General features: G+C 44.9%; 11 protein-coding genes. 8 read left to right on the top strand and 3 right to left on the bottom strand.

Going from position 1 to position 18,807, the window contains the following annotated elements; all coding sequences use genetic code 11:
• Window positions 1-49 precede the first annotated feature (49 nt).
• The 4 genes from MHB85_RS16550 (at window position 50) to MHB85_RS16565 (ending at window position 5,171) form a co-directional block, all read left to right on the top strand.
• Entirely contained in the window at window positions 50-946 is an 897-nt protein-coding gene (locus tag MHB85_RS16550) for a carbohydrate ABC transporter permease (RefSeq protein WP_091020079.1), read from the top strand.
• 1 nt (window position 947) lies between these two features.
• Window positions 948-1,796, top strand: coding sequence for a carbohydrate ABC transporter permease (locus tag MHB85_RS16555; protein ID WP_192131357.1), 849 nt, complete (start codon window positions 948-950; stop codon window positions 1,794-1,796).
• Window positions 1,797-1,823: 27 nt separating this feature from the next.
• Entirely contained in the window at window positions 1,824-2,807 is a 984-nt protein-coding gene (locus tag MHB85_RS16560) for a family 43 glycosylhydrolase (RefSeq protein ID WP_091020076.1), read from the top strand.
• A 378-nt stretch (window positions 2,808-3,185) separates the two neighbouring features.
• Window positions 3,186-5,171: a glycoside hydrolase family 127 protein gene (locus MHB85_RS16565; protein WP_192131355.1), complete on the top strand. Its 1,986-nt coding sequence runs from the start codon at window positions 3,186-3,188 to the stop codon at window positions 5,169-5,171.
• A gap of 27 nt (window positions 5,172-5,198) precedes the next feature.
• Here MHB85_RS16565 and MHB85_RS16570 read toward each other — a convergent pair whose 3' ends face one another.
• Complete coding sequence (locus MHB85_RS16570; RefSeq protein WP_192131958.1) at window positions 5,199-6,092, bottom strand: helix-turn-helix transcriptional regulator; 894 nt, start codon at window positions 6,090-6,092, stop codon at window positions 5,199-5,201.
• A 332-nt stretch (window positions 6,093-6,424) separates the two neighbouring features.
• Here MHB85_RS16570 and MHB85_RS16575 point away from each other — a divergent pair, with 332 nt between their 5' ends.
• On the top strand, window positions 6,425-13,741 hold the full coding sequence (locus MHB85_RS16575; protein ID WP_192131353.1) for a DUF5695 domain-containing protein: 7,317 nt from the start codon (window positions 6,425-6,427) through the stop codon (window positions 13,739-13,741).
• Between the two features lie 150 nt (window positions 13,742-13,891).
• On the opposite strand, the gene MHB85_RS16580 is transcribed toward MHB85_RS16575, so the two are convergent.
• Window positions 13,892-15,100, bottom strand: coding sequence for a sugar efflux transporter (locus tag MHB85_RS16580; protein ID WP_192131351.1), 1,209 nt, complete (start codon window positions 15,098-15,100; stop codon window positions 13,892-13,894).
• 791 nt (window positions 15,101-15,891) lie between these two features.
• Between MHB85_RS16580 and MHB85_RS16585 the strand changes: the two genes are divergently transcribed.
• A complete protein-coding gene (locus MHB85_RS16585) occupies window positions 15,892-16,287 on the top strand; it encodes a VOC family protein (protein ID WP_192131349.1) in 396 nt (131 codons plus the stop codon).
• A 29-nt stretch (window positions 16,288-16,316) separates the two neighbouring features.
• A complete protein-coding gene (locus MHB85_RS16590; protein ID WP_091020065.1) occupies window positions 16,317-16,850 on the top strand; it encodes a DinB family protein in 534 nt (177 codons plus the stop codon).
• A 184-nt stretch (window positions 16,851-17,034) separates the two neighbouring features.
• On the opposite strand, the gene MHB85_RS16595 is transcribed toward MHB85_RS16590, so the two are convergent.
• The gene (locus MHB85_RS16595) at window positions 17,035-17,640 is read right to left on the bottom strand and encodes a GNAT family N-acetyltransferase (RefSeq protein ID WP_341073260.1); all 606 of its coding nucleotides are present in this window, start codon (window positions 17,638-17,640) and stop codon (window positions 17,035-17,037) included.
• 502 nt (window positions 17,641-18,142) lie between these two features.
• Between MHB85_RS16595 and MHB85_RS16600 the strand changes: the two genes are divergently transcribed.
• The gene (locus tag MHB85_RS16600; RefSeq protein WP_341073261.1) at window positions 18,143-18,631 is read left to right on the top strand and encodes an NUDIX hydrolase; all 489 of its coding nucleotides are present in this window, start codon (window positions 18,143-18,145) and stop codon (window positions 18,629-18,631) included.
• Window positions 18,632-18,807 lie beyond the last annotated feature (176 nt).

Below are 18,807 nucleotides of genomic sequence, written 5' to 3' on the forward strand. Positions count from 1 at the left end.
CAGGTATAGTAGTCGGCAGGTTTAACCTTAATCAAGGGAGATTGAGAATATGATAAAGAAATTTGTATACTCTCAAAAAGTTGCACCTTATGTTTTTGTACTGCCATTTATACTCATATTTTTGATATTCTGGTTTTTTCCACTTGTAAATTCATTCGTAATGAGCTTTCAAGATCGGATGTTGGGACAGGATCCTAAATGGATTGGTGAAGCAAATTATTCGAAATTACTTACCGATAAAGTGTTTTTGACATCTATTAAAAATAGCGTTGTGTACATGTTGGGAACCTTAGTGCTGTTAATTCCTTTTCCAATGTTATTCGCCGTTATGATCAACAGTAAGTTAATGAAGGGAAGAGAGTTTTTTAAATCTTCGTTCTTTCTACCTGCGTTGACATCTGTCGCAGTTGCGGGTACCATTTTCCGCCTTACATTCGGTGAAATGGAAGGTTCATTAATGAATAGTTTGCTGGGTCTATTTGGTATAGAGCCTATTAAATTTTTGAAAGATGGAAATTGGAGTATGGCAGCACTGTTAATCCTCGCATGTTGGAGATGGACAGGTGTTAATATGCTTTACTATCTATCCGGTTTGAAAAGCATTGACAATGAATATTATGAGGCTGCTTCAATTGACGGGGCATCTGCTTGGCAGAAGTTTAGAACGATTACAATGCCATTATTGAAGCCGACCACGGTATATGTTACAACAATTAGTGTTTATGCAGGTTTAGCCATGTTTACCGAGAGTCTGATGATGTTTAACGGTAACAATTCACCCAAAAATATTGGCTTAACCATTGTTGGATACCTGTATAGACAAGGGATTGAGCAGAATAAGCTGGGTTACGCAGCTGCAGTTGGTATCATTCTGTTAGTCATTGCTATGGTTATCAATTTAACGCAGCTGAAATTTAGTGGAATGTTCAAAAAGGAGGAGGATTAAAGTGGGCAAAAGTCAGACGAGGAGTGATTTCATCTCTAGAATAGTAATTATTTGTTTATTCATTATACTATTCGTTTTAATTATGATTCCATTCTATGCAGTGGCCCTCTCTTCCTTTAAACCAGGTGAATCATTAGTTAGATATGGTCTTAACCTAAGTTTGGATTTTGAAATCATGAGTTTTGATAATTTCATCTATCTGTTTACTGGACAACATGATTATTTTGTGTGGTTTTGGAACAGTATGATTTTAACAATCGTTCAAGTGGTTTTAACACTTTTTGTAAGCGCATTTGTTGCTTATGGTTTTGCAGCATATGATTTTAAAGGTAAGAACTTCCTCTTTATATGTGTTTTGCTCATTATGATGGTGCCTTTCGAAATACTGCTGGTTCCTTTGTATAGCCTAATTAATGATTTGGGAATGGTGAATAGCTATTCGGCAATCATTTTGCCGGGTATAGCCAATGCCGCGACAATATTTTTCTTCAGGCAATATCTAAGAAGCATACCCAAAGAAATTATTCAATCTGGGCGGGTTGATGGGGCAAACGAGTATGCGATATATTTCAGACTAATTATGCCGATTATGAAGCCATCCTTTGCAGCAATGGCCATTCTGAATGGTATGAATAGCTGGAATAATCTGTTGTGGCCATTCATGGTGTTGGGAGATCAGAGTAAATATACACTTCCAATCGGTTTGAAAACGTTATTAACTCCTTATGGCAATAACTATGATCTATTGATCGTGGGCTCCTTCTTTTCCATCATTCCAATTTTTATACTGTTCATTGCTTTCCAGAAATACTTCATAGACGGTATGACTGCAGGTGCTGTTAAAGGGTAGTAATATTATGATGAAACAGGTGATAAGATGGCAGTCCAAAAAAGAGTGTTACACGACGTACAACCATTGATTGAGCAGAGAGCTGATCCTTTTATTTACCGACATTCGGATGGTTATTATTACTTCGTAGCATCCGTTCCGGAGTATGACCGGATTGAAATCCGTAGAGCCCGGAACCTTGAGGGGCTTGTTACATCAACTCCTGTTGTGATCTGGAGAAAACGTGAGACGGGTATCCTTAGTGCCAATATTTGGGCACCTGAACTGCATTTTATTGATGACAAATGGTACGTGTATTTCGCTGCCGCACACACGACGGAAACGAATGAAGGCTTGTTCGACCATCGGATGTACGTACTAGAGAATGAAAATGTCAATCCGCTCGAAGGCAGTTGGGTGGAAAGAGGACAGGTTCGTACCGCGTGGGAAAGCTTCGCCCTCGATGCCACTACCTTTGAGCATAATGGAATCCGTTATTACGTATGGGCACAAAAGGATCCGAATATTGAAGGTAACTCTAATCTGTATATATCTAAAATGAGCAATCCGTGGACGTTGACTGGGCCGCAAACGATGATCTCGATGCCGGAGTATGACTGGGAGATCATTGGTTATAAAGTGAACGAAGGCGCGGCTTTTCTTCGCAAGGGTAATCTGGTATTCCTCTCTTACTCGGCTAGCGCCACCGATTTCAATTATTGCATGGGCCTGCTTGAAGCCGATGCGGATGCGGATTTGCTCGATGCCGCCTCATGGCGCAAGTCACAAACAGCGGTTCTCTCGACAGATGAGAGCATCTCGATGTATGGTCCCGGTCATAATTCCTTCACGGTGTCAGAGGCCGACGAAAAGACGCTATTTGTGTTCCACGCAAGAACGTACAAGAATATTATAGGAGATCCGCTGTACGATCCGAATCGCCATACATTTGTGACGGAGCTTTTGTGGACGGCAGACGGCAGACCTGATTTCCGCGGCTCTGTTGCAGCACTTGCACGTTCTGTAAAGTGAACGAGTGTCCAACAAGGTTGGTTGATGGATTCAGTTATCCCGGAAAATCATATCAATAAAAAAAGGCGCTGATCAATAGGATCGGCGTTTTTTTTATGTGATCGGTACGAGTTTTAGTCCATGCCAAGGTGAAGAACTTCTATCGATTGCCAGAATGGACAAGAACATTGTCCGATTATTCTTTAGATGTGCATCTAAAGAACGGGCTTTGAATCACTTACAGCGAGAGGAACTGTAAGGGGTAAGTTTTTGATTTGTTATAAGGTTAGCATATTTACAAGGTTGTAATTATGTAAATTTCAGTTGGAAATGATGATTTCAGCCTGATGTAATGATTTGTAAAATAAGGTTATCAAAAAAGAACAAGGAGAGGTTCCCATGACAAAGCCAGAGGTCCCTTACCATACGCAGACATCAGGTTATAGCCATAAAATCAATGACCCATTTTGGTCACATTATATTGAACTGGTCCGCAACGTAGTTGTCCCTTATCAATGGGAGGCGCTCAATGACCGTATCGAAGGAGCTGAACCAAGCCGGGCCATTCGGAATTTTCGCATTGCTGCAGGGGATGAAGAGGGCGTTCATTATGGCATGGTTTTTCAGGATAGCGATGTTGCGAAATGGATTGAAGCAGCTTCGTACCTGCTCTCCGCGAAGCCCGACCCGGAACTGGAAGTCCTCGTGGATTCTGTTATTGAGACCATAGCTCGGGCACAGCAAGCCGATGGTTATTTAAACACGTACTTCACCCTGCGTGAACCTGGGGCGCGCTGGACGAACCTCGCCGAGTGTCATGAACTTTATTGTGCAGGACATATGATTGAGGCTGGTGTGGCGTACTATCATGCCTCGGGCAAACGCAAGCTGCTGGATGTGGTTATTCGCCTGGCGGATCATATAGGCACCGTGTTTGGTACAGAGCCGGGACAATTGCCAGGTTATGATGGGCATCAGGAGATTGAACTTGCACTCTTCAAATTGTATGAGACGACAAAGGAAGAGAAATATCTGGAACTGAGCCGTTATTTTCTGGATCAGCGGGGAGCGAGTCCGCATTTTTTTGAAGAAGAATGGGAGCAAAGGGGCCGCACCATACATTTTGGCGAGTTGGACATGGTTCACCGTCATACGTACTCCCAGTCCCATCTGCCCATTAGGGAGCAGTCGACAGCAGAAGGCCATGCGGTTCGACTGGTTTACATGTGCGCGGCTATGGCAGATGTAGCTGCGAAGACGGAGGATACACCGCTGAAAGAAGCCTGTGAACGGTTGTGGAGCAACATCGTAAGCAAGCGAATGTACATTACGGGAAGCATTGGTTCATCAGCCAAAGAAGAAGCATTTACAGGCGATTATGATCTGCCGGGAGATACCGCCTACGCAGAGACCTGTGCCTCGATTGGCCTGATCTTTTGGGCGAAGCGCATGCTGCAGATGGAGCAGGATAGCCGGTACGCAGACGTTATGGAGCGAGCCCTGTACAACACGGTGATTAGTGGAATGTCTCTGGATGGTCAACGTTTCTTCTATGTGAATCCGCTTGAAGTCGATCCGAAGATTCAACGTGTGAATCCTAATTATGCCCACGTACGAACACGCCGGCAAGGGTGGTTTGGTTGTGCCTGCTGTCCGCCGAACATTGCGCGATTAATTGCTTCATTGGATCAATATGTATATACCCCGGCTGTGGAACAGGCTACGTTGTATGTGCAATTGTACATCGGAGGGGAAGGGGAATTCACACTTCAGGGCAGGAGAGCAGCCCTAACCATGGACTCTGACTATACTTCCACTGGAGATGTGAAGCTGATCGTTCGGCCCGATTCCCCAGAGGGAATGAAGTTTACGATAGCTTTGAGAAAGCCGGATTGGTGCAAGATTCCCGAGCTGTGGATTAATGGGGAGAAGAGCAAACAGGATGGGTTTACTTATGAATACGGTTACATTAAGGTGACCCGTTCGTGGGAAGCCGGTGATGAGATTAAACTTCACTTCCCTACGGAGTTGCTTCGGATGAAAGGGCATGATCACATCAAAGCCACTTTCGGAAAAGTAGCCATCCAGCGAGGACCATTTATGTACTGTCTCGAAGAAGTCGACAATGGCCACGGATTGCATCGCATTCAGCTGCCCCGGGATGCCGAGTTTCATATCGGTAGCGGGGAACGGATGCCTCTGGGGGTTCCGGCACTTACAACCATCGGGCAGCGAATCGTATCCCAAGAAGACTGGGGAATACATCTGTATCGCAGTAATGTCCACTGGGATACACAGCCTGTCGAGCTTCGGTTCATTCCTTACTTCACTTGGGCCAATCGGGATGAAGGAGAAATGAGCGTTTGGATTCGCGAAAGCGAATAAGAAGAAGTCTACTAGTGCTGCTGCAGTTTATTTATCTGAGTTGGTAAACTTGCTGCGGAAGTTGGAAGGAGAGATGCCCTCTTTTTTCGAGAAACAGGAAGAGAAGTAGGATACATGATTGAAGCCAATCTCTTCGGCGATGCGAGCAACGGACCAGGCGGTTTGCAGCAGCAGCTTTTTGGCCTGTTCGATTCTGTAATGCAGCAGATATTCCATAGGTGTCATGCCATACACTTTCAGCATGCTGCGTGCGAGATAGTTTGGATGGTAGTTGAGTTCCTTTTGCAGCATCGGATTGGAGATCGGTAGCGGGTAATTGTGGCGGATGTAGAGTTCAACTTTCTCGGCAATCCGGATTGCGGCAACGTCGGACATTGAAGACAGCCCAAGATCCAGATGCTGCATAAATTGCTGGAAGGTCGCCTGTCGTTTCCAATTGCGCATGGACTGAGGCTCCTGATCAAGCTGAGAGAAATGCTCCAGCAGTTCCATATCTTTGATTGCAATGTGCAAATGTTTGGGAATGAAGATGGAACAGACATCACAGTGGTTCAGATATGCGCTCACCTTATGTGTTTCGATTAGATCAGCTTGATTGGCGAGGCATTCGTCCATGTTGGCAGACTCTCTCCAGCTGCCAAAGGTTTGAAAATGAATCCAGGTCATTTCCGTTTCCGTTTTACAGGCTGCGCTGCCGTAATGATGTCCATCCGGCTTAAGGATCAGGGCCTCTCCTTGGTTCAGAAGCCACTCATTTCCGTTCTCGCTAATGGCGAGCGAACCGCGTGTAACAACAATTAGATCAAAGACACCGATGTCACTGCGGCTAATGTGATATTCACCGGCTTCGTAACGAGCACGTCCGCAATCAATAAAATAGGGAATGGGCGGGGTGATGAAATGAAGGATGGGCGAGTCCAATCCGGCACCTCCGAACAGGTTGAAATATTTAAAATTCATGTTGTCATCGAGCATTTATTTTTATGATACAGCAAGTAAGATAGAAAATAAAGCGCTTACGAAATTCTATTCTACCTTTTGTAGTGGCGCTATGACGAAATAAAATGGATGTCCCAAGGTTCACATTCCTGTTTTTAATGCCTCTGCTTCGAACAAGGAAGTCTACTTTAGACAAAGAATGAACGTCATTTTCGATGGATCGGTCAAAGGTATTTCATAGAAGAACCTATATTTACCGGTTTAAGAGAATTAAACCCCTAATGGATATGATCACATATATACAGGAGGTTATAATGACAATGATTTCGAAGAAGTGGAAGCCGCTTATGATCGCGCTGCTCCTGGCATTTTCAAGTCTGCCGCTGCAGGTTAGCGCTTTGCCTGGGGCCGCGACGGCTGCAGTAAAGACCGGAATCTCCAATGCCAGCTTGTCGGCCAAAGTCGGCGACTTAGGTCAGATTGAGGAGCTCTATATCAACAACAATCCTACCAATAAACAGGGGAAGCCAATCAATTTCGTCCTGCCTAACACTACATCACCGCAGAATGGTACACAGCACCAGTGGATGGGTGAAATGATCTTCTCTTACCGTACGGGTGCCAATGGACAATTCCCTGATAACAGGGACGGCTTTGTAGAAGTTGATACCAATAAAACATTGGCTGCGGGGGGATCTACACAAGTTTCGACCATTAATCCGGATAACCCCTATATGAACAAGACCGCATCAGCAGACGGCAAGAAGGTAGAAGTCAACTTTATTGGACAGAAGCTGAATTCTACAGACCAGCGGGTAATGAAGGGCTTTGATGTGAAATCCGTTTTTGATATGGAGACCGATGACGGTTCACTGCTTTGGGAAATTACGCTGAAGAACAAGAGCAATCAGTATATCGAATTTGGGGATATCGGCTTGCCGATGCCTTGGAATAACAAATATCAGACCTTATCCGATACCTATGATGACCGTGTGACGGTGCATAATTTCGCAGGTGCTGACAGCGGGTATTCTTATGCCATTCGCACCAGTGGTGAGGGGAATTTCATGCTCTTTACTCCTGTTCCGGAGAGCGGCGCTCGAATCGAGTATGTGGATTATTGGATGCATGAAGCAGGAGAGCGACGTGCTGCAGACACCTTTAAAAACTGGACAGGGGACAGTGGTGGCTGGTATCCGGGGCTAAACGTGCTTTATATTCACTCCAAAGAAATCCAAAAAACGGGACGCGGATACTTTACTGATGCTTCCAGCCTCGTCCTAGGACCGGATGAGTCCAAGACATATAAGTTCAAATTCTCAGCAGTCCGTGGAGGTGACAATACGCCGCAGGAAAGCGCCCAAAGCCCAAATAACAGTTCGACTTCGATGGAAGACCGTGAAGCCAATCTCCGATCCATCCTATATAAATCAGGCATGATTGATGCCTTAGCGGTGCCGGGCTTCCAGACAGCGATCAATATGCCTGTCAAGCTAGACTTGCACTACGACGACAGTATCGTTGATGTACAGTCCATCGATATTCAAAATGTGGCAGAGAATGATCCGTTTGACGAAGCACATATTCCGGATATCAAGCCAGGGAAGAGCAGAAAGGAAATGGTTGACAACTCGCGGGCCGGACGTGGACTGCCTGACGGGAACCCTGGCTACAACGAGTCGGTTGAGTTTGTGGAGACCAAGATCGTAAATGGCGAACAGCATCATATCTATTCACTTCAGTTTGATTCGATCGGCAATAACAGCGTGCGTATCGAATATAAGCTAAAGAACGGCAACGAATGGGTGGATCAATTCACTCAATTTGAATTCAATGTTCTAGCCGAACTGGATGCAATCTCGGATGCCCATTCCGAATTCATGGTCCAGCAAACACAGGATAAAAATCCGGAAAGTCCGACTTACGGTAACTATTTCGACTGGTATCTTACAAGCGGCATCGATCTAAATACAAGCCATTGGGGGGATGACTGGAGCCATGACAACATCAACTTCATGACCATGAAAAACTATCTGGCCCCCAACCCCGATGAAATTCGCTCTATCGAGACATACCTGATCGACTTCATGTGGGAACGATACATGAAGAATACGCAGGATAGCTACATCGTTGCGAACTGGCTGAAAGACTCTGGAGCATACACCGACAAAGATAAACCTTATACACGTACATTCTCCGAAATCATGGAAGCTACCGGATTTTTCAACATGTACCGGATTCAAAAGGCTTATCCTAATCTGATCGAGTACCGGGAATCGCCTCAGTTTTATCTGGAGAAAGCTTATAACATCTACTATAAGCGCGTTTCCACCGGGGCCATCGGATTCTATGGCGAGCAGCAAATCCCGGATCTGATTGAAGCACTGAAGGAAGAGGGGATGCAGACCGAGTCTACCAATCTGCAGAAGAAGTTCGCCCTCGACAAGGGACGGAATATGACTAGGGCCACTTATCCTTACGGTTCGGAATTTGAATATGATAATACTGGCGAAGAAGGGGCTTATGCAGCAGCGAAGGCGCTGCGTACGTACTATCCAGCAGATGCGCTTACAGATGCAGCTGAGAAAAGTATGGAGATGGCCGATTGGAAAACACGTGCCATGCGGGGGATTCAACCTACCTGGTTCCATTATTCCGTGCCTGTTTTCCGCGGCGGTGAAGGCTGGTGGAATTTCCAATATACTGCGTCTTTAGCAGGTTACATTATGGATGACTGGCTAAGGTATGAGAATGATGGCAGATCGGTGGAGCAGAAGGCAATTGCACAGCAGCGCAATTATGCCGCGAAGATTTCGAACTTCAATGCCGTCAATATGGGACAGATTTCGGCTAATTCAGTTGGCAGCACCTCGTGGAGATATTCGATGTATAAGGGAGGAACGGGTACGAAGGACGTATACGATGGCGGATCACGCGTCATGAGTAACGGCTGGAATGATTTTTCGGGCGAATCGGAAGAAGGCCTCTATGGTTCCCTTCTCAGCATCAGCTCTGATATTGTTACAGATCCGATATTCGGGCTGTTCGGTTATGGAGCGCTGGTCACTGACGAAGGAAACAGCTACAACATTACGCCGAAAGACGGTTTCGGCAAACGGATCAATCTGATCAACGAGAAAATCTATTTAGAGCTAGAAAGCGATAAAGTGGAAAGCGCGCAAATTCAAAAAGATGGTAAGGGTTATACTCTCCATCTCCTGAATCCCTCAGGGAAAGAGCATACTTCACGGATTTTGTTCGATGGAGTGGGGATGGAGAATGGCTACTATACCATGAAGCTGAATGGTGCAGCTGCCGGACAGTTCTATGTTCAGAACAATGAAGGCGTTGCCATGTTTCAGATGGGAAGCATGCAGCGTGGTGAATTGATCATTGAAAAGTTAGCCGGCGGTGAAAATGAAGCTCCGCAAATTACTGTAGAGCTGGCGACACAGCATCCACAGGCGTTGATTCCATTGATGCTGAATGGGATTGTAACCGATGATGGCGCGCCGGAAGGGACTCTGTCTTATCAATGGGAAGTGGTCAGCGCCCCACAAGGCTCCAAGCTAACCTTTACTCATCCGAAAGCAAGCATTACACAGGCTACAGGTACCAAAGCAGGCTCATATACAGTTAAGCTTAGCGCAAGTGATGGACAACTGACTGGCTCCAGCCAGATAATCTTCGAACTGGCTTCACCGCCGGATAAACAACCTCCAGCAATCGGCCAAGTGACTGCTGTTCAGGATGTTGCCAATAACAGTATCGTGGTATTGTCCGGGGAAGCCATTCCTGACCCTGTGCATAGTGAGGCAGAAGAACCCCAGTTGAAGTACTCATGGGCCATTAAGCAAAAGCCCGAAGGTTCAGCAGACATTTCATTTGTAGATGGAGACAAAACAGCAGCCTATGCGCGTATAAGCACGGCAGGCACCTACGTGTTTACCTTCAGTGCTACAGACGGAGACAAGAAGGCCAGTAAGGATGTAACGGTAGAGATCAAGGAAGATACCGTTGACGTTTATCGGGCACTCAGCGTAGTGACCAAGAAGGATATAGTACCAGAACTTCCTAGACAAATTTATATTTTAACAGAGGACGGGTATTTAGAGCAGGAAATCACTTGGGATGTCATTGATCCAAGCAGCTATGCTAGTGCAGGCCAATTCGAAGCCAGAGGAAACGTCGATGGCAGTGCTTTGGAGGTTTGGGCTACCGTACATGTCGTGAATTCTGAGCTGCAAAATGCAGCGCTGACAGCAAAGGCCTCCGCTAGCTTCTCTGGTGGCGACGGATATCCCGAAGCGATGAATAATGGTATTGACCCTAAAAGCTCGGCAGATTTCTCGCCGAACCGCGGTGCCCCCAACAGTGCATGGCATAACTGGGGGAGAGAAGGAGATCCGGCATGGGTGACGTATGAATGGGAGCAGCCATTCCTGGCCTCTTCCACAGATGTATATGTATTTCAAGACAACGGCGGGAACTTCCGTCCGAAAGATATGCAGCTTATGCTTCGCGACGAAAATGGGAAATGGTACACCCCGCGGGACATAAAGGGATTGGGCAATGAACTTAATAAATACAATACAACGACCTTTGAGCCCGCCTATATTACAGGTGTCCGTATGGACATGAAGCCTTCCGTTAATGGCAGCGGTATTCTGGAATGGAAGGTATACGGCTATACCGGAGCGGTAGATAAGACAGAACTGATCAAGGTCTATAACTATGTAAATACATTAAATGCTTCGAACCTTGCAGATCCAGGTCTTGCGCCAATAGAAGCGGCGAAGACAGAATCATCTGCTGTGATCAAGAATACGAATGCTACAGACGAAGAAGTTACTCTGGCGCTTCAGAAGCTGCTGATGGATTTGCGTCTGCTCAGTCCGAGAGACGGCAATATGGCCTTCCTCGCAAATGCTTCTTCCAGCTATACCTCTCCTTGGGAGAGTCTGGCTGCAGTAAACGACGGAAAGAAAGATGGCAACAACATTGCGCATTGGGGGACCTGGGGCCATGAAGGCGCAGAGGAGTGGGTGCAATATGAATGGCCGCAGGGTGCATCTATCCAAAGTTCGAATCTGGTGCTGTGGTCAGATGGCGGCGGAATCAAACCGCCTACCCAGATTGTATATTCCTACATCCCGGCGGATAGCGCAATTGATGAATGGGTAACAGCGGGAACGGTTACGGAGGGAATCAAAGTGGTTGAACATTCTCCAGCAGAATCTTCAAATCCGTACACGTTTGATCCAATGCTGGAGGTAAAGGCACTACGGGTTACCCTGACCAAACAATCGCGGGCAGGCGATAACGGTGTAGGCCTATGGGAATGGGAAGTTCACCAGGCCATATCCAGTCCTGATCGTGAGGCTCCAGTAACACCGGCCGGTGTGGCACCGTCCATTCCTGAAGGAGATGACGGCAAATTGATCGGTGTGACAACAGAAATGGAGTATAAGAAGGAAGGCGAAGAAGAATATATTGCAATTGCAGATATTGAGGTCACAGGTCTCACCGCCGGTAAATATTATGTCCGGTATATGAAGACTGGTTCGCTGAGCGCCAGCCTGGATAAGGAAGTCGTTATTCCGGAAGGGCAGACACAGGAGCAGGCTGCACCCGATGCGAGTGGGTGGGTGATCTCACACGCCAATTCGGATACCGACATAAAAGGTATAATTGAGGGCTTGAATGATACGATGGAATACCGGAAGCTGGGCGAAGAGGACTACACGCCTGTTACAGGTTCAAGTATCAACAATCTGGAGCCTGGCGGTTATCAGATTCGGTATGCAGCCACAGACAGCCTAAAGGCAAGTCCGCCGGTAACCGTGGACATTCGCAATGAAGCCAAGGCAGACAGAGAGGCACCAACAGCGGAAGGACTCGTCATTACACCGCCTACAGCGGCAGGCGGGAATGATGGCAGAATTGAAAATGTGACTGCCGATATGGAGTACCGAAAGGCGGATCAAGGTGGTTACATGCCGGTTAGTGGAACCAGCATTGAAGGCCTTGAGGCCGGTAGCTACGAGCTCCGGTACGCCGGAACGGATATGAGCAATCCAAGTCTTGCTATCCTGATCGTTGTGCCTGACGGAACCAAGCAGGAGCAAAGTCCGCCGTCCAGTGCAGAAGTCAAGGCTGTAAATGTCAGTGCAGCTGGGGCCAAGGATGGTAACATCACTGGTGTAAGTCCTGTAATGGAATATCGGCAAGTAGGAGTGGACGCTGGCAGCTGGAATGCGATCACAGGCACAGAGATTACAGGTCTTGGTAACGGAATCTACGAAGTAAGATATAAAGAAACGGCAACTCATTATGCGAGCCAATCCCTTACTGTCGTTATCAGCAATCCAGTCATCAATCCGAAGCCTACGGAAACACCGCCGTCAACGGATGCACCTGTCTCAGTGACCACGCCTTCACCGGCTCCTGAAAACATCAAAGTCGAAGGGAATTGGATTAAGATTGTGGCACCAAAGACGGATACCAAAACCGGTAAAGCTAAAGGAGCACCCATCCGGCAGGAAGACCTTAATAAGGCTCTTGAGCATGTAAAGGCGAATAGCAGTAATATTAAAACAATCATGGTGGACATTCCGAAAGCAGAGGGAGCCAATTCCTATGCGGTTGAGCTTCCAGCAGCTGCACTTACCGCAGCGCATGCCAACATCAAAATCGAGATTAATACGGAATTTGGAACCGCTACAGTACCTTCTAATTTGCTGAAATATGTATCAGGTGCCAAAAGTGTGGAACTGACACTGAGCTGGCTAGATACGGCAAAGCTACATTCAGAAGTAAAATCCGCAACAGCCAGCAGACCTGTTATTGCATTCGCTGTCCAATTAGATGGAGAAGAAATGGTAGTCTTGAATGCACCGGCTGAAATCAGACTGCCTTATACTCCTGATGTTGAAGAATTGGTCAATTCCAAATATCTTACAGTTTCGTATATGGCTGCAAACAGTACGTTTGTTCAGCTACTGAATGGCCAATACGATAGTGCTCTGCAAGCCATGGTTTTTACAGCCGCCAACACAGGTGAATATGCAATTGTTTATACGAAGAAGTACTTCAATGATGTCATCAAGGATTCGTGGTACGCACCAGCGATTGAAACAATGGCGTCCAAAGGATTCATCGACGGGACATCAGCAACAAGCTTTAGTCCTGGCCAAAAGGTCACAAGAGGTGAGTATCTAGCTTGGTTGGTAAGGACACTGGATCTCAAAGCAGAGTTCAACACCACCTTCGGTGATATGAAGCAAACAGACCTCTATTATGAGGAAATCGGAATCGCCAAAGCACTCGGGATCGCCCTGGGCACGAACGGCAGCTTCTATCCGGAAACGGAAATTGCTAGACAAGATTTGGCTGTGCTGACCATGCGGGCTTTGCGGGCAGTGGGGAAAACTGAGCAGACCCATACAGCTGAGGATCTCAAGAGATTTACAGATGCAGCAAACGTAGCAAAGTACGCAGTTGATGATATGGCTGCAATGGTTAAAATGGGTTTCATAAACGGGCGAAGCAATGTAACCTTGAGTCCTGACGGAACGACAATCAGAGCAGAAGCTGCTCAGGTTCTATATAAAATTTTCTTGCAACTATAATTGTAGAAACCGACCTTGATCCTGTTTTCTGCAGGTCCAAGGTCGGTTTCTTTTTTAGGGAGTGCTTCAAGCATAATGCCGTGCCCAATGTTAATTACCTATACGTAGAAAAAGCTTAAAAATCTAAACTACCCCGTTGAATCGACGTAGTTAGGTTGAAATTTGCGGTTCATCTGAAGGCTGTCGTCCACTTACCACAAGCATAATTACAGCAATGATGATAAGTATAAAGCAGAAGATAAATGAATATCGGTAACCTACAATGCTGGCTACTCCACCACCAACAAGACTACCAAGCAGTCTACCGATTGTGGATGAATTCGAATAGAGTGTGGAAGCATATCCCGGCATACTAGGCAGCAGGTCCTGAATGTAGCTAATTCCAATCGCAGAAATGACGGCGACAAAAACAGCGAGCAAAATTTGTGCTGCAAGCATTTGCCACATCTCGTTCGAGATAAGTATAACGAAATAATAAGCTCCTCCAAAAATAGCCCCGCAAAACACCAAGATTCGGTTACTATACTTTGCACTAAGTAGACCGAGTATAATCATAAAGGGAATTTCCAACGCAGCACATATACTGCTGATTAAACCGACATGACTTGTCGTACCCCCAAGATTGTTTGTAATAAAGAGAGCCGTGTTTATGCTGCTCATCCAATGAGCCGTATACATGAGTGTCAGAATGAGAAAAGGAATTAAAATATTCCGGTTTTGAGTCAGTCGGAAACTTTTTATATTCGCTTCAGCATTATTGTTCTTCATTTCTGTGTTTGATTGGAGAAACAGGAAAACAAGCAGAGCAACGAGTAGGAAAGCTCCGATCGTTCCCAAAAAAATCCCCTTAAATCCAATTGCAGCGAGTAATAAAGTGCCGATTAAAGGACCTGTAATAAAGCCGAGAGAGAAAGCAGAACGCAAGGTAGAATTAGCAAACGCACGCTCCGTAAAATGACTCTTTATCACTGCTTCTCTAGAAATAGCGAACAACTGGGGCATTCCTGGTGCACCAAGGGCAGTAAACACAGTCATGTAAATGAACAAAATCGGAAAATCTTGAATAAACAAGTATCCACTAAAGGCCAGAACATTAGAGAGAGTAGAGAAAAGATAAACGCTCTTCCGATTCAAGCCGAGATCAGAACGTCTCCCGATTAGCGTACTAATCCATATTCCTGCAATTAGTGTAACGGCTAGATAAAGACCAAACATTCCAATAGATACGCCAAGCTGTTCCGTGAAATAAATAGATAAAAAGGGGGTACTGAGTGAAATGCCCATTCCCTGTAATGCCATACACATAAAGAGTAGCGCATACGAAGGAATGGAAAATAAGCTGATGAATCGATTGATCATAGTGTAAAATTACTCCTCAGAATTTGTGTTGTGTAATTACCATACATGACCTTGCTTTATCTCGTCTAATTGTATCTTACTGGTGAATGCTTCACACTACTTTGGGAAGCTAATAAACGCTCACATTCATGGCTGAATAGAATCAATCGTGCATCTTTATTATGTACTAAATGACAACACAAACAATATAACATTCGTGCCAAATGCTTGCCTAAACCTATCATAGACTCGTGTAAGTGTATGTACAGTAAAGTAAAGGCAGTTTCCCGGAAAAAGGAGGTTCCACTATCAACAGGTAGTTTTTAAGGAAATACATAGACATTTTTAAGACAGTACATGTGGAGCATGATCCAAGGCCTCATTCTGCTGTAAACTATGCTTGAAGCCACCAAAAATCCCTTACAAGATAGAGGAATGAGCACCAAATGAAGGGAGATGGGGCTGCCGGTCGACATCATAGGATCAAACGATGATTTCGCAAGCTATAAGCTCCTGCTTATACCAATGGCTTAAAACTACCTGTGAACGGTGCTTATATCTTGCGACGGAACGTGTCGAGGGACAAGAACATAGTCCCATTGCCGATTAGGCGTATATCTAATCGGTATCTTGCTCCTCGATTCATTATACTAACGGGCAGGTTAGTTGAATAAGAACGTCGAAACACATATTGCATACAGAAAGTTCCAACCAAGCGAAATTGAGTTACTGGATGTAGAGTAGAAGGAACGAACAAGCAAACGACCGGAATGATTCGAGAGTTTTCTAATAAATGATAGGAGCGGATGTAGATGGGGATAACTGGCTGGGGGAATAAAATTACCGAAATCACATTATTTGTGGAAGATCTGCAGCGGTCGAAGACGTTTTACCAAGAGTCATTTCAACTATTAATCCAATACGAAGACGAAAACTGTGCAGTATTTGATTACGGTAATACATGCATAAACCTCTTAAATCAATCAAATGCACGAGAATTGATTGATCCGGCTCAGTTTGGTCGTGTCGAGGATGGTGCAAGGTTCCTGTTTACAATCCAAGTGCCCGACGTTGATCGGGTATGCAACGAGTTGGAAATACGGGGCGTTACATTGTTAAATGGGCCAATAACGCGTCCTTGGGGGCGGCGAACGGCTTGTTTTGCCGACCCTGACGGGCATATTTGGGAGATAGCGCAGGTGCTTTAACGACTATTATGTGATGGGGTGAAAACCTTATGTTAAAAAATGATTCCGTGGCTATTATCGAGCAATATAAGCGAAACCTGGCTGGATATACGATAGACCAGTTGCGATATAAATTTCAGGAAGACGTTTGGTCGATTGGACAAATGTATATTCACGTGATCGATGTGGCAGAAGAGTATATCGATCATATTCAAACTTGTACGATGGAGACTCAAGAAAAACATGGAGGCAAGACTGAAGTAGGAACGAAGGCGTTTATCGAAAAAGTGTGGCCCGATGTCCGTGTTAAACTTGAGGAACCAGTCAACAGGACCCGTAACCCCAATAGTAAGGAAGAGATCATAGCCGGTCTAGAGCAGGTGTTAAAAAAAATGAGATACTGGGAGGAACACGTTCGCGGAACGAATCAGGCTTGCAAGGTGCGTCATGGCTGGTTTGGCTGGCTTAACGCGCGTGATTGGTTTGAGATGATTGGCATGCACAGCAGGCATCATTTGCGCCAAAAGGCAAGACTGGACGAGAAGCTTGTGGAGGCAGGCTTATGTAATAATTCACTAAATTAACGGGAAACGATAGCTCATAAAACCAACAAAGCAGCTGATCAATGTCATCGGCTGCTTTTGTTCAAGTAACGGGCAGGATAGCTCAATAAAGGCCCTTGTTACGATGGGCTTTTATTGAGCTATCCAATGGCATTTGGCTAGGAAAATATCAGGGTGCTTCTTTTACTTTCTTTTGTACAAACATCTATCTTGTGTTTTTTGGGGAGTATTTTATATGGATCATATGTTCAAGAGTGCTTTTTACCTCCGGCCAGTCGTTATCCGTAATGCTATAAAAAACATTGTCATGAAATCTACCTTGAGTATCCCGTCTATGCTTCCTAAATATGCCTTCTTTAGTTGCCCCAATCCGTTCTATCGCTCGCTGTGACCTTATGTTATTGCCGCTGATGGAAAATTGCACGCGAACTAGCGCTAATTGTTCGAAGCAATAATTTAACAGTAAAAACTTACATTCCGTATTTACACCTGTACGCCAGTAAGTCGGTGTTAGCCATGTCCAGCCGATTTCCGCATTTTGATTGATCATATCAATATCTCCGATTCTTGTGGTTCCAATAATTTTTTCCGACATGAGTTCGACGATGACGAAAGGGAGTTGGGTGCCATGAAGCTGGTTTTCTATGGCTTGTTCGATTAAATGCTTAATATCATCATATGTTGCATTTTTTCTCCAAGTAAATTCCCATATGTTTGGATTCATTAGTGTTTCAAGTAGATTTTCTTTATGTTTAGATTCTAGGGGTAAGAGTTTTATTGTCTTGCCTATTAAAGTAACATTTTGATTCATGTCATTTACACCTCCGATTCCGTTGTGATTCATTATCTTAACGTGGTGGGATTAGTATATATTTATTGGTATCGACGTTGAATGCATTAACCGTTGAATTATTGTACTTTCATGCATCACAAATTCCTTTTAATATTGATTGGGATGAGGCTGAGGTACCCTCAATTCAAAATGGAGAAGAATATGATTGAAATGGGGTGGATATTCAGGTCATGCGTTTACTAATTATGTAATATCTCCGCCATTACCAAATAGATCAACTGCGGTTTACAACTAGTGGATGATAATAGGGATCGTTGCAGAAATGCTGACGATCCTTTTTATATACCTTTAGGGACGGTAGAGAACGAAGAAATTATATTAGAGTGATGATGCCTCATTAAGCCAACGGGCAGGTTGGTTCAATCATGCCGGCAGTATCTTTTAGAAATTCACAAAGGCAGGAAAATGTAGGAATTGTGCGGAATAAATATTCAACTTTATCTTATTTGGAGGTTGTAAAATGGCGTTCCCGACACATATTGTATCTGCAGGCGGAATTGTAGAAGATGGAACTGGAAATATCCTTTTAGTAAAAGCTCATGACGATGGTTGGGTGTATCCTGGTGGGATAACTGAAGTAGGAGAAAACCTAATTGATGGCGTCATTCGTGAAATCAAAGAGGAAAGTGGAATAGATGCCACGGTTAGCCATTTGATTAGTGTTGTTTCGAATACAGCAATCCATAAGTGGTATGACGGTGTGACTGATGTGCCTACGAAGGTCATGTTTGATTTCGTGTGTAAAGCTGTGGGTGGAGAGTTAGCGACTTCTAATGAAACGAGCGAATGTAGGTGGGTACCGAAGGAAAATGTTCTGGATTTGATTACTTTACCTGGAATCCGCATGCGTTATGAAGCTTATTTGAACTTTAACGGATCTGTGAATTATATGGAGTATGTAACTGCGTCAACGATAGAATTTGATGTCAAGCTTCAAAGGAGTGTTTAGTTGTACTAGGGTAAAGTGTATTAAGCAAACGGGGAACGATAGTTCAATAAAAAAACAAGGAAGCAGCTGACCAATGAAATATCTTCGTGGGTTAATGAAAAGGTCTGATGAACTAATAAGGACCAGCACAATAAAGTGGTAGTTTTATGGATATACAATAGTCGCCGAATGGAACT

This window comes from Paenibacillus sp. FSL K6-4396, assembly GCF_038002525.1.
GTDB classification, from domain to species: Bacteria; Bacillota; Bacilli; order Paenibacillales; family Paenibacillaceae; genus Paenibacillus; species Paenibacillus amylolyticus_B.